We start from the raw sequence: 13,472 nt of genomic DNA, 5'->3' as shown, positions 1-13,472 counted from the left end.
CATCGCGGGTCGGAGTTCCAATAATGAATTGCTAGGTCACCGGACGGGTACAGCCGATAGTCGGCGATCTCTTCAAGCGGAATCCATGCAAGGCCAAGTTAGTGTGCGTCGGACCTGTCTCCCGAACGGGCTTCATACATAGAGACCATGCGGCATGCGAACGTATATTCAATCTGATGAACATCCCGTTCCAGTTCGGGGATCGAAGAATCCCGCTTGCCGATGAACTCGTTAATAAAGAGCAGCTCTTCGACCGCCGCCAGGGAGTACGAAAAACTCCCCTGAACGACGGAGCGCCTCAAGACGAGCAACGGTTCATCCTTGATGATAACGGCCTTGCCACTGTTCGGATTCCCGCTGCCATGCATACACGACTCTCCATTCTAGCCATCAGCCGGTGCAGCCTATTTCTTGCGCGCGACGATCAGTTCATTCCGGTAGCATTTGCGAATCGATCCGCCGTAGCCGTCATCGATCAGGGACCCGATGCAAGCTAGAAGCCGTTCGCGGATGTCGGCGTCGAGCATCCGGTGATCCGAATAGGTCGATAACAGCCGTACGTAATCGTCCCGGTTATAGCGTTCTTCCGTGAGGTGCACCGATGTCTGCGGCTCCTCGAAATAACCGCTCGCGATCAGCTCGTTTACATACGGATTGATGTCCGGGGGTTTGGCCTTCACCGAGGAAGGAATGAATGTTTCATAACACCGCTGAGCTTGATCGAAGAACGATTGATCCCCGCCATCGGCATGCACGTAATTAAGAATGGCAAAATGTCCGCCGGCACGAAGAAGCGAAGCCGGCTTCTTGTAGCGCACCTCCGGATCGATCCAATGGATCGCCGTAGCCGACAGGATCAGATCATAGGGCTCCTCGGGCGCCGTCCACGCTTCGAAAGGTGCGGTGACGACCTCGACATCCGGATAAACCTCGAGTTTGGCTCTTGCGATAGCAGCCATCTCCGGCCCCAGCTCGATCGCCGTTATGCGGCATCCGCATTCGGCGAGCGGCAGCGTCGCGATGCCTGTGCCTGCGCCGATCTCGAGCACGCGGGCTCCGGGAGACAGCTGCGTCCAGGCGAACAGGTCCTCGAACAGCCGGGCCGGATAATGATTGCGGACTTGATCGTACACCGACGCCACTTCATTAAAGGTCTCTCTCATCTCGGAAGGCATTGCGTGCCCACGCTCCTTTTCGCCGATTGGCAGGGATATAATCAAGCATTGCATCGTTTCTAATCTGTATCGTTCCGTAACCCGGGTGATTATTATATCGCCGGCTATATATGTTGTCCAATGTTTTCCTGCCGTTCCAACAATCGGACACCGGTCCATAGCCCGCGACATCCGGTCTCCGCTCACATAGGATAAACCGATCATCGTACGCAGCGCTCCCCTGGAGGTGCACATCCTATGAAAAGCAAACCGAAACGGACACGGACAACACGGACCGCTGCCGGTACTCGAGCCTTATCCCGCGCTGCCGCCGGCAAGCGCGCATTCGCGCGGTCAGCGGGAACGCGCGCAGCCGCGGGGGTAAGACGTTCTTCGCCGGCGGCTCATCCTTCGCGGCGCAAGCGGTCCGTTAAGGGCACAGCGCGCTCGCGCCGCCGTGCGGCGAAGAGGACAACCGGCCGTCGGATCGCAAGAATGGCCTCCCCGCCGAACGTGCAGACGGCCGCTCTTCGCATACCCGCTCTGAATCTGGCTGCCGCTTCGGCATATGCCGCGGAGCCGATCGCCTCCGGCCGGCAGCCCGGAGAACCGCTCAAGATCCTCTATCTCGTTCATGCCTTCTATCCGGAATCCTATACCGGCACCGAGAAGTTCGTCCTGCAGCTCGCGCGCACGATGCAGCAGCGCGGGCATCGCGTGAAAGTAATCGCCTGCAGCGAATCGCTCGCGGAGCCATCCGCATCGGGAGACATCGCAAGCGTCGAATACGAGCATGAGGGCATACCGGTGCTTGCCTACCGTGGAGCCGCGGAAGCCGAAGGCGAGCTGATGCCGCTGTTCAGAGATCCGGGGTTTGCAGCCTTCGCCGACGACGTCCTGCTGCGCGAACAGCCGGATATCCTTCATGTCGCGCATGCCATGAACGGTACGGGCTTCATCCGTTCCGCCCTTAAGCTCGGAATTCCTTATGTCATGACCTTAACCGATTACTGGCTGGCTTGCCCGAAATCGACGCTGCTGCGGACGGATCGCCAGCTGTGCGCGGGTCCGGAAGGCGGCTCCGCCTGTGCCCTCCATTGCCTCCTGCCGGGTGCTGCCGAGCGTCTGCAGGCATTGGCGCCTCTATTGCAGGGCGCCCGGCGCATCGTGGCTCCCTCTACCTTCCTCGCCTCGTACATGAAAGGCGCCATGCCCTCCATCGACGTGGACATCCTGCCCCATGGCATGCGTCTCGAAGCGTTCGTCCCGAATGCCAGGACGTATCGCGCCGGCGACCGGATCACGCTCGTCTATGGCGGCTCGCTGGGCGAGCATAAAGGCGTGCATGTCCTCTTGGCCGCGATGGCCATGATACGCTCCCGCCAGCTGCGGCTTCATATTTACGGATCAGGCGACCCGGTCTATGCGGATGCGCTGAAGCGAGCCGCGGCCGGCGACAGCCGCATTTCGTTCCGCGGGACGTATGCCGAAGACGATCTCCCCCGCATCTACCATGAAGCTGACGTCGCCGTCGTCCCCTCGGTCTGGTACGAGAATGCACCGCTGACGCTCCGCGAAGCACTGGCATCCCGCGTGCCCGTCATCGCGTCCGGCGCCGGCGGCATGGCCGAGAAGATCGTCGACGGTCTGAACGGCTTTACGTTCCGCATCGGAGATGCCCGTCACCTGGCAGCGCGCTTGAAGCTGCTTCTCCGCAATCCGGCGATTCTTAATACGCTGAAAGCCAACATAGCGGGCATGCAGCAGCCGGCGCTCGACGCCGAGATGGATGCTTACGCGTCCCTGTACGCATCCCATGCCCGCGTATCCTGTTAGATGCAAAAATCCCCTCCGATAACTCGGAGGGGATTTTGCCGCCGGGAGACGCTAGAACTTCACGCCGCCTTCTTGCAAACCGGATACGAACTTCTTCGACATGCTGAGGAAGAGCACGATCATCGGAATAACCGTCAGGACGCCGCCTGCAGCCATGAGGCCCCAGTTGGTTCCGTATTTGCTCGTGAAATTCAAGTACGCGACGGATACGGTCTTCATGCCGTCGGATTGCAGAATCGCATTGGACAAGAAGATCTCGTTCCAGCTGCTGAGCGTCGTGAACAGCGCCACGACCGTGAACGCCGGCTTCGCGAGCGGCAGGATGATGGCGAAGAACGCTCTCATCTGGTTGCAGCCGTCCACGGTCGCCGATTCCAGCAGATCCTTCGGAATGCCGATCATGAAGGCTCGAAGCAGGAAGACGTTGAAGGCGAATCCCCCGCCGACATAGGGGATGATAACGCCCCAGTAGTTATTGATCAGGCCGAGCTTTACCGTCATGAAGAAGATCGGAATGAAACCGATCGGCATGCTCATCGTGACGAACAGATAGGCCAGGAAGATCCCGCCGCCGGGCGTCTTCATGTACGTGAGTCCATATGCCGCAAGCCCGCACACAATGCACATCAGAACGACCGTAAGGCCCGTCACGATGAAAGTGTTTAGATACGCGATGTTGTAATGCCCTTTCTCCCAGGCTTTCACGAAGTTGTCCATCGTCCAGTGCAAGGGCCAGCCGAGCGGATTCTTAATGATTTCGGCCTTCTTCTTGAACGCATTCAGAAACAGGAAGACCATCGGGAACAGCGAGAAGGCTGCGGCGAGCAGCAGCGGAATATGGCGCCAATTGAGCCGAATGCGCATTAGACATCCCATCCTTTCTTCTTGCGCAGATACCCGTAAGCCCCGATCAATACGACGGCGATAAACGTCTGGAGCAAGGCGACCATGGAGCCGTAGCCCGCTTGCCGGCCTGTCGTGCTGAGTACATAGTAGTACGTCGACAGCGTCTCCGTCGCATGAGCCGGCCCGCCGCCGGTCATGACATAAACCATCTCGAAGGCGCCGAAGGAATTGAGCACCGTCAGCATCGTGACGATGACGAGCGTCGGACGCAGCTGCGGCAGGATGACGTTCCAGATAATCCGGAAGCGTCCCGCGCCGTCGAGCTTAGCCGCTTCTTCGAGCGACTTGTCGTTCTGGGTCATCGCCGCCAGCAGCCAGACGACATTGCCGCCGAAGCCCTTCCACATATCCGCGATCAAGACGAAGAAGATGGACAGGGACGGAATGGTCAACCCCGGAATGTCGATGAAGCCGACACCCGCTTTATCCAGATAAAAGTTCATGCCGCTGAACGGATTGTAGAGCCACAGCCAAATCTGTCCAGCAACCGTAACTGTTATGATCGACGTTGAGAAGTAGATAGACTGGTACACGGTTTGCCAGCGTTTGATTTTATTGAGCAGATAGGCAAGGAAGAAAGCGAAAATAGTCGGAATGGTCACCCAGAATAAAGCCCACTTGATATTGTTCAGAAATGCCGTGCCGACGATGGAATCATGAATCAGCTGCTTGAAGTTATCGAGTCCGTTGAATTTCGGCATGCTGAGCCCGTTCCACTCCGTGAAGGGCAGATACAGCGATAGGACGGCCGGAATCGCAACCGCGAAAATATGGAACAGCAGGCCGGGCAGCACGAACAGCCAGCCGCGTGCATTCCTGAACCTTGAAGCTCTTTTAACTTCGTTCACGCGCTACCTCTCCTTTCGGGCATGACGGAAGAAGGCGCGGTTCGCGGAACCGCGCCGCGCCTTTTCCCCCGAGGATGCCGTCTATTAGTAGTTCTGCAAGTCGAAGAGGCGTTTCTCCGCGACATCCTGTTCTTTCAACTTCTGAAGATTGCCCAGCCAATCCTGAACGGTCGTCTTCTTCAGGTAAACGCTCGGAAAATCCGATTCGAGCACTTGCACGACGCGCGGCGGTCCGTACGACCATGCCACGTATCCGCTTGACCCGGCTTGCGCCGCTTCATTGATCATATCAAGCGCCTTGGATACGTTCGGCTTCAGCTCCATCGTGCTGAAATCCGTCTCGACCGGCTCCGGAATGCCATGCGCGGCCATCTCCTTCACGACCTCGGGGCTGAAGAAATCGTTCAACAGCTCCGCGACGGCATCCTTATGCTCCGATTGCGCGTTGATGACGAGACCGCCGCCGACGCCGAGCGGAATGACCGGCGTGCCGTCCTTCTTCCAGCTCGGGAACGGAGCGAAGCCGATATCGAAGTCCGGCTCGTTGTCGCTCGCCAAGGCCCAGGTGCCGTCAAGACGCATCGCTGCCTTGCCTGTCAGGAACAGCTGCATGCTGTCCTCTTGGGAGATCGCGTACGACTTCTTGTCGGTGACGTAACCGGCGTTCCAGAAATCGCTGTAGCGCTGAATGGCGTCCACGATGGTCGGGTCCGTCCATTTCGTATCGCCCGAGAACAGCTGCTTCGTGCCTTCCGGACCGAGCACGCTGTTGACGATGCTGGTTACCCACCAGTCATCCACGCCCGGATTGTCGGAAGAGCCCCAAGCGAACGGCATGATGCCCTTGTCCTTGATCTTCGGCACCAGCGCCATCAGCTCGTTATAATTGGTCGGGATGGTCCAACCGTTTTCCTTGAACATTGACTCGTTGTACATCACGATCAGCCCTTCGTAGTTCCAAGGAATGCCGATTGCCTTGCCATCCTCGACGTAGGCGTTCTTCGCCCACTTGTACATCGTTTGGTCCCAGCCGTACTTGGTGTAGTACTCGTCCATCGGGGCGATGTAGTTGCTCTTGAAGCGTTCCTTCGCCGCGGACGGATCCATCAGCATGAGATCGGGGGCTTCGCCGGAGACGAGCGCGGCCGCCAGCGTCTGATCGTCCTTCATCGTCACTTGCTCCAGCTTGACGTTCGGATGCTTGTCCTCGTACAAGTCGTACATCGTCTGGAGCGCCGAGCTTTCTTCGCCCCAAATTTCGGCGTCCGGCACCTTGAGCGTGAACGATTCTTCCTCTTGACCCGCGCCGTTGCCGCCGGCGTTCGCGGCATTTCCATTATTATTGGATGACGAGCCGCACGCCGACAGCGTCAGCATGGCCGATAACGATAGTACGGTCAACAATTTCGGAAAACGATTATTCATAGAATGACCCTCCCTAGTTTCGTCTGTTTAGTCAGCGTTGATGCACGACTTCAAGTAGGCCGCCATCTCCGCGTAGGCTTGCATGCCGTCTCCGGGCGCCAGCTCGCATTCCACGGCCATATAGCCGTCGAATCCGATCTCCCGAAGCGTTTGGAAGTACGTCGTGAAATCGGTATGGCCGTAGCCAGGCTGCAGACGATTGCTGTCAGCCAAGTGCACGTGCGCGATCAGGTCCGCTTCCGCGCGCAGGCTTGCGTTCACGTCCGGCTCTTCGATCTGCATGTGGAAGAAGTCGGCCATGATCTCGACGGCAGCGAACTCGCCCTCGCGGATGAGACTTCCTGCCTCGTCCAAACGGTTGATCATATGATCCTCGTAGCGGTTCAGCGGTTCGAGGAGCAGGAAGCTGCCGGCCTTCAGCGCGTGCTCGTTCAATTGCGCGAGCGAGTCGAGCAGGATGCGGCGTTCCTCGTCCGCGGCGCGCGGCGATTGGAACGGAGGCAGCTTCTTCGAGAAGATGCCGAAGGCGGCGGGCACGATGACGCCGGCAGCGCCGATGTCGCCCGTGTATTTCAGAATCTCGCCGATGTCCGCGATGGCTTTCGCCCGTTCCTCGGCGTCGAAATCGCCGATCCAGCCGCGGTAACCGCCGCAGACGGAGCTGATCGGAATGCCAGTCGACAGGACGGCCCTGCGGATTTCGTCATAGCGGTCGATCAGGTTGCGGCCGTCGATCTCGAAGCCTTCGAAGCCCAGCGTCTTCAAGGAGTTGAGCTTCTGCTCGTACGTGGAGCCGAAGAATGATCTATCCTGCGTTGCTAATTTCAATTCGTATCCCTCCATTTGAGTTTCAAATTGCGATATTGCGTCGGCGAGACGCCGACATAGGATTTGAACAGCCGCGTGAAGTTTTGAGGTTCGTTGGAGCCCAAAGCCTGCGCAATCTCGGTAATCGACATTTCGCTCGTCTCCAGCAGCGTCTTCGCCCGCTGAATTTTCATTTCGCGCTGCACCTGCATCGGCGACTTGCCGAACAATTCCTTGAAGCGGTTACAAATGTATGTGGGGTGCATATGGAGTTCTTCCGCCAGGCTTTGCAGCGACAGCTGCTCCTGGGGATGCTGCACGATGCGGGCCAGCAGATTGAGGAAGCTCTGCGATTGGTTCAGGCTTCCCATCAGCTCCTGCTGGTTGAGCGCGCTGTCGAGAATCATATAGAGCAGCTCCAGCGCTTTCGCCTGTTTGAGAATGGCCGTCAGCAGCAGCGGCCGGCTGCCCGACGTCGCCTCCATGAACTGCATGAACGTCCTCTCGAACGTCTCGGCATCGTTCAGCTTGAAGATGAACGGAATTTGGAACATTTTCATGACGTCCATGACGCCGGCGATCTGAAGCGTGAAATGCCACCACAGAAACTCGGTTTCGTCCGTCCGCGTCTTATAGTGATCATGCTCCACGTTCATCGGTACGTAAATGATGGACCCCGGCTGAATATCGTACGTTTCCGTTCCGATCCGGAGCTTTGCGCTGCCCTTCTTGTGATAGGACATCATATAACAGGGGAGAGTCCGCTTGAACGTCCGCATTTCGGTTCGGCAATTCATGTCGAATTCCACGATTTTCAGTTCGGCGTTCTGCAGCAGATAATCCAGCTGATGATTCATCGTGTCTCCCCCCTTCGAGTATATCGGTTGCTGTTAAACGAAATTTACGCCCAGCTTGATGCTGAGGTCAGGACGCTGGTCCACGAATTGCTCGTAGCCTTCGGCGGATTCCAGGAACGGCACGACGGGATTGATGACTTCTTCGCAGTTAATTTGCCCTTTAAGCAGCATGTCCCAGCAAACGTCCTCGATACGTCTCCAGCTCCAACGCGGATAATCCGGATTCGGTTCGCTGCATGCGCGGGAGAAGACGATCTTGGCATTGTTGAAATGCGCTTCGCGTCCGAAGTCGAGTCCGCCCTTGAAGGCTCTCGCCCAGCCGACGAACGCGATCGTACCGCCGTACGCCAAGCCGCGAAGCGACGATTGAAGCGCGAATTCGCTTGCGCTGGTCTCGATGATAACGTCGACGCCGAGCTTGCCGGTCGCTTTCTTCAGTTCCAAGCCTACGTCCTGGTTAACCGGATCGAAGGCAGCGTCCGCGCCGGCACGAATCGCGACTTCGCGGCGTTTCTCGATCGGATCGATGACGGCTACCCAGCTCGCGCCGGCCAGCTTGGCCATTTGCGCGGCGATTTGGCCGATTGCGCCGAGACCGAAGATGGCAACCCGGTCGCCTGCGCGAACATGCGCGTCGCGAATGCCGCCGAGCGCGAATTGAGCCGGATCGAAGCAGACCGCGTTTTTCCACGACATGCCTGCAGGCACTTTCTTCAGGTAATAGTTATTGACGGCATTCACGATATGCGTCTCGCGAACTCCGCCGTAGCAGCACACGCGGTCGCCGATCGCATACTCCGTTACGTCCGCTCCCGCTTCCGTAATGATCCCGACCCATTGATTGCCGAGGTTCCATCTGCCGAAGCCGCCGTCCGTCTCTTTGTCGCTCGCTTCGCGCGTCAGGAACATGTTCCATTCTTCGTCGAAATAATCGGCTGTATGCGGGCTCTCGCCGCGGAATCCGGCAAGCTCCGAGCCATGCTTCGGCGATGCGTATTCGACTTTGACCTTGACTTCGTTCGGTTGGAGCTGGCGTTCTTCGTAATCGCCGATCGCTGCTTTACGCGGCGCCGCCGCGAGTAGTTGTTTTGGCATGTTGTTGACCTCCGATTGTCGTTTCCAAAGATTTGATACTAATCATTTATTGAGTTATCTGGTATCGCTTACAACCCAAGTATATCGGGCTTTTAGGAAGATGTCCTTATCACGGATTTATGGATAGTTATCACTTTTACAGGCTCATTATACCCGAACCCATGACTTATTACGACAGCTTTCGACTATCGCATCATGAATGCGCATCATGTAATGCCCTTCTTCGATCGAAGCGAATGTAGTCGCTTGGCCCGCCTTGCGCCCATCCTCGTTATTCCGAATCGCTTGATAGAAATCGATGAAGAGGTTCTTCACGCCGTCCGGCCAGCCTTCTTCATGCCCGCCCGGGTAGTGGACCATGGCTGCGGCTTCCTCCGACAGCTCCCCCGGATCGCAGCCGACGACGCGGCTGGCCGTGCCGCGCTGGCCGATCCAGAGCTTGTTCGCCAGCTCTTGGTCCCAATGCAGCGATTCTTTCTCGGCCGACAGATCGATGAACAGCTTGTTCTTGCGCCCGGCGCTGACCTGCGAGACGGTAAAGACGCCGTGCGTGCCCCCTTCGAAGTGGACGAGCACGCTGCCGAAGTCTTCCGTCGAGATGGCAATGTCCTCGTACTGCGGTTTCCCGTCCGGCCCGAGCCCTGGCAGGCGCTTCTTGCGGGTCGGATAGAGCGTTTTCAGATCCGCGAACACTTCCACGATGCGCTGCCCCGTCAGATGCTGCGCCAAGTCGCACCAATGCGAGCCGATGTCCGCGATCGCGCGGGTCTCGCCGGACAGGTCCGTATGCAGGCGCCAGTTATAATCCGTCTCTTCGAGCAGCCAGTCCTGCAGGTAACCGCCCGTAATGAGATGAACCGGTCCGGTTTGACCGTTCTGAATCCGGCGGCGCGTCTCGGCCACGAGCGGGTAATGCCGGTAATTGAAGCAGACCCCGCTGACCGCGCCATGCCGCTTGGCCAGCTCCGCGAGCCTTGCCGATTGCTCGGCGTTCATGGCGAGCGGCTTCTCCGATAACAGATGCTTCCCGGCAAGCAGCACCGCTTCATTGATTTCGAAATGCAAGTGATTCGGCGTGCAGTTATGCACCACTTGCACATCGCCGTCGGCGATCAGTTCCTCGGGCGTGCCGTAAGCCCGCGGAATGCCGTATTTATGCGCAGCCTCTTGCGCCTTCGCGAGCGTACTGCCCGCAATGGCGGCTACTTCTACATAAGGGAGCCGGCGCAAAGCTTCCAAATGGAAGCTTGCCGAGAAGCCCGTACCTACGATGCCTACCTTGATCGTGTTCAACCGCGTTCACTCCGATTCTTCCATGTAGTTTGGATGCCAATCACTTCTAAAGAAGTCGTAAGCCTATTATATATAGGGACCGGCTACCTGGATAAGCGTTCAAATACAGGATTAACAATCAGTTTTACAGGTTTAATGCCGTCGTGAAAACATAAAAAAAGGACCGATTTCCATTATGCGGAAGTCGTCCATCCTTTCAACTTTGCTACCTTGATCGATTCGCCGCTCACGTAAGACGGATATCAAATCGTGCAAGCAAAATAACCTTCAATCCCGCTACACATGGGATCGAAGGTTTTTTTGTACTGTCGCCGGTTCCTTATGCATTCTGGCGGTCAGCCCTTCACTGCACCCGACGTGACGCCCGAAATATAGTATTTCATCCCGAACGAGAACAGAATGAGCAGTGGCAGGCTGGACATGATATAGCCGGCCATGCGGAGTCCGTACTGGGTGACGTTGACGCCGGACTTCTGTCCGATGGAATTCAGGACGACCGTGACCATCTGCTTCTCGTCGCTGTTGATGACGAGCAGCGGCCATATGAAATCGTTGTAGTTACCGACGATGTTGATGACCGCCAGCGTGATCAGGACCGGCAGGATCAGCGGCAGCGCGATGCGGAAGTAGCTGGTGAATTCCGAGGCGCCATCCATGCGCGCGCATTCGAACAGCTCGCCCGGCAGCGAGCCGATGAACGTCCGGCAGAGGATGATGCCGAATACCTGTCCGCCCGCTACCCAGGGGAGGATGAGCGCATACCACGTATTCTCCAGGTGATAGCCGGTTACTTGAATGAACAAGGGTATGATCGTCAGGATGCCCGGAACCATCATCAAGGACAGAATCAGGTAGTAGATGGCTTCCTTCCCCGGAAACCGGAGCCGTCCGAATACGTAGCCGCTGAGCGACGACAAGAAGATGACGCCGGCCGTGGCAATCGTGGAGACGGTGACCGAATTAAAGATGTTCCGCGATATTTCTTTGTACACGTCCGCGTAATTGCGCCAGATCCAGGGATCCGGCAAGGACCAGAAATGCGTGAAAATCTGGCCGTTGTTCCGAAACGAGATGACGATCATCAAGACGAACGGCACGTAGGTCAACAGGATCAACAGACCCAGAATGGACCAGGTGCCCGCTTTCAGCGCTTTGCTCGATTTTTCCATGTCCGATCTCCCCTTTCGCTACGCGTCGTATTCGACGGAAGACTTCATCCGCATTTGGAATAGCGTGCCGACCAGGATGGCCGCGAACAGCACGACCCCAATCGCCGAGGCGTAGCCGTAATCGCTGAACTTCGCCGCGGAATAGTACAGCTCGAGCGCAGGCACGTACGTGCTGTCCATCGGTCCGCCGGCCGTCGTCAGATAGATCGCGTTGAATTCCTGCATCGTGCCGATGAAGGTCAGCACGAGCAGCAGCCGGACCTGCGCGGTCAACAGCGGGAGTTCCAGACTGAAGAAGCGTCTGAATCGGCCGATGCCGTCCAGCTTGCCCGCTTCGTAGATTTCATTTGGTATACCAATCAACCCGCCATAGAAGACGAGGAAAGCAAACGGACTAATCCATGGAATCCCGATGAATATAATCGACGTCAGCGCCGTATTCGTCTCTCCGAGCCACGAATGCGTCCACGAATCCAGCCCGACGGCCGTCAGAATGTTGTTCAGCAAGCCGTAGTTCGGATCATAGATAAACTGCCAGACCAGCACGCCGACGATCGACGGCATGACGATCGGGAATACGAACAGATTGCGAATCCAGTACCGCACCTTCTCGGAGATGATATGGAATACGATCACCGCAACGGCGAGCGGAACGGCCAGCTTTAGGAAATGCGTCACGACGAGGTACAACAAATTCTTCAGGCCGATATAGAAATAATGGCTGTCCGCGACTTTCTTGAAATTGTCCCAGCCGATGAAATGCGTGCGGGCGCCGGGTCTCCAGTCGGTGAACGCATGATAGAAGGCCGAGACCGCCGGATAATAGTTGAACAGCAGCAGCAGCGCAACGGTCGGGACAAGCAGCAAGTAAGCGGTTTTGCTCTGCCAGATCCGTTTGAACAGCAGCAGCGTCTTCTTGCGGCTCTTGGGATTGCCCATCAATAAACGGAAGACGACCGCGAGAACGAACAAGACGAGAACGATGATCAGGATCGTCGTCAAGCTGTCATGAATGCCGGATTTGGAATCGTAGTTTGCCATCGCATCGACGTTGACTTTCACGGCCAAATTGCCGAATACGAGCACCTTGTCGCCTTCCGGCGCAATGCTGATTCCCGAGGTAGCGCCATCCTTGTTCAATTCCGGAATATCCAGCTTCGTCACGAACGCGCCGTCCTTGGCGGAGACGAGCTGCACGCCGCCGAATTCGGTGACGAAGACCAGCCGCGACGCCGTATGCGAGAGATTCATCCCGACGAACGAACCGGACACATGCCGTTTCCACAGCAGCTTCCCTTTGTCGTTCAACGCGCCGTAATTGCCTGCATTGTCCAGATAATAGATGGTTTTGCCCTCTACGGCTACGCCGACGATCGGCGCGCGCGATAGATACTCCCATTTCTTGGCGCCTTCGGCGTCGATCACCATGACTCTTGACGCGTTCGTCCCGATGACCAAATCGCCCGAATCCGAAAATGCGAGCGCCCGGACCGCGATCGATTGATTGAACGTCGTCAGTCGTTTGCCTGCGTCGGAATACGTATAGACCCTGTATTTGACGGCCAACCCGGTCGATACGGCGATATTCCCGTTCTCGCCCCATTTGACGGCTACGGCCGGATACGGAACGTCCCACGCAGCGGTCTGCTTGCCCGTTTCGACGTCCATGATGATCATTTTACGATCTTCCGTAACGGCCGCGAGCCGCTTGCCGTCCGGCGATAGATCAAGGCCGGTCACGGTGCCCGTCGTCGGCACCGACCATAATTCCTTGCCTGCTTTATCCATCTTCACGATCTTATTGGACTTATTGCCGACGACGAAACCTTGATCGCCGCCGAGAGCGATGGCACTTTGCAGGATCCCCGTATCCGCGCTCCATTCTACCGGCTGTTTCAGCTGCTGCTTCACGAGCAGCGCGCTGACGAGTAATCCTATGCCGACGATCAGCAGGGCAACGGCCGTAACCGTCCATATTCGCAGTGGGAAAGGCTTCGATTCATTCGTGCGGGCTATGATCATGAATATATCCTCCATCGCCGATCATAATTAAAACAGAGTGGGGTGTCAGGGAACACATCC

12 protein-coding genes are annotated in these 13,472 nt (G+C 57.1%); 1 reads left to right on the top strand and 11 read right to left on the bottom strand.

What is annotated here, in order from left to right; genetic code table 11:
* Window positions 1-98: 98 nt before the first annotated feature.
* Together GT003_RS09885 and GT003_RS09880 are read right to left on the bottom strand one after the other, a co-directional pair.
* On the bottom strand, window positions 99-368 hold the full coding sequence (locus GT003_RS09885) for an NUDIX hydrolase (protein ID WP_161696980.1): 270 nt from the start codon (window positions 366-368) through the stop codon (window positions 99-101).
* Window positions 369-404: 36 nt separating this feature from the next.
* Window positions 405-1,175, bottom strand: coding sequence for a class I SAM-dependent methyltransferase (locus tag GT003_RS09880; protein WP_161696978.1), 771 nt, complete (start codon window positions 1,173-1,175; stop codon window positions 405-407).
* A gap of 237 nt (window positions 1,176-1,412) precedes the next feature.
* On the opposite strand from GT003_RS09880, the gene GT003_RS09875 reads away from it, so the two are divergent.
* The gene (locus GT003_RS09875) at window positions 1,413-2,990 is read left to right on the top strand and encodes a glycosyltransferase (protein WP_161696976.1); all 1,578 of its coding nucleotides are present in this window, start codon (window positions 1,413-1,415) and stop codon (window positions 2,988-2,990) included.
* A gap of 51 nt (window positions 2,991-3,041) precedes the next feature.
* Here GT003_RS09875 and GT003_RS09870 read toward each other — a convergent pair whose 3' ends face one another.
* From GT003_RS09870 to GT003_RS09830, 9 genes are all read right to left on the bottom strand, one after another.
* Window positions 3,042-3,854, bottom strand: coding sequence for a carbohydrate ABC transporter permease (locus tag GT003_RS09870; RefSeq protein WP_161696974.1), 813 nt, complete (start codon window positions 3,852-3,854; stop codon window positions 3,042-3,044).
* Window positions 3,854-4,744 carry an ABC transporter permease subunit gene (locus tag GT003_RS09865; RefSeq protein WP_161696972.1) on the bottom strand — a complete coding sequence of 297 codons (891 nt, stop codon included), beginning with the start codon at window positions 4,742-4,744 and terminating at the stop codon, window positions 3,854-3,856. Before GT003_RS09865 ends, GT003_RS09870 begins: the two co-directional genes overlap by 1 nt.
* Before the next feature lie 84 nt (window positions 4,745-4,828).
* A complete protein-coding gene (locus GT003_RS09860) occupies window positions 4,829-6,169 on the bottom strand; it encodes an ABC transporter substrate-binding protein (RefSeq protein ID WP_161696970.1) in 1,341 nt (446 codons plus the stop codon).
* Window positions 6,170-6,196: 27 nt separating this feature from the next.
* Complete coding sequence (locus tag GT003_RS09855) at window positions 6,197-6,997, bottom strand: sugar phosphate isomerase/epimerase family protein (RefSeq protein ID WP_161696968.1); 801 nt, start codon at window positions 6,995-6,997, stop codon at window positions 6,197-6,199.
* Window positions 6,994-7,833: an AraC family transcriptional regulator gene (locus GT003_RS09850; RefSeq protein WP_161696966.1), complete on the bottom strand. Its 840-nt coding sequence runs from the start codon at window positions 7,831-7,833 to the stop codon at window positions 6,994-6,996. Before GT003_RS09850 ends, GT003_RS09855 begins: the two co-directional genes overlap by 4 nt.
* 33 nt (window positions 7,834-7,866) lie before the next feature.
* Entirely contained in the window at window positions 7,867-8,928 is a 1,062-nt protein-coding gene (locus GT003_RS09845) for a zinc-binding dehydrogenase (protein ID WP_161696964.1), read from the bottom strand.
* Window positions 8,929-9,075: 147 nt separating this feature from the next.
* Window positions 9,076-10,221, bottom strand: coding sequence for a Gfo/Idh/MocA family protein (locus GT003_RS09840; protein WP_161696962.1), 1,146 nt, complete (start codon window positions 10,219-10,221; stop codon window positions 9,076-9,078).
* A 335-nt stretch (window positions 10,222-10,556) separates the two neighbouring features.
* Window positions 10,557-11,390, bottom strand: a complete 834-nt coding sequence (locus tag GT003_RS09835) for a carbohydrate ABC transporter permease (protein WP_161696960.1) — start codon at window positions 11,388-11,390, stop codon at window positions 10,557-10,559.
* Window positions 11,391-11,408: 18 nt separating this feature from the next.
* Window positions 11,409-13,412, bottom strand: a complete 2,004-nt coding sequence (locus GT003_RS09830) for an ABC transporter permease subunit (RefSeq protein WP_161696958.1) — start codon at window positions 13,410-13,412, stop codon at window positions 11,409-11,411.
* Window positions 13,413-13,472 lie beyond the last annotated feature (60 nt).

Origin of the sequence: Paenibacillus sacheonensis (assembly GCF_009909195.1) — a bacterium.
Classification (GTDB): domain Bacteria; phylum Bacillota; class Bacilli; order Paenibacillales; family Paenibacillaceae; genus Paenibacillus_Z; species Paenibacillus_Z sacheonensis.
Note: the sequence above shows the minus strand (reverse complement) of the source record. Positions and strands in the feature narration are given on the sequence as shown.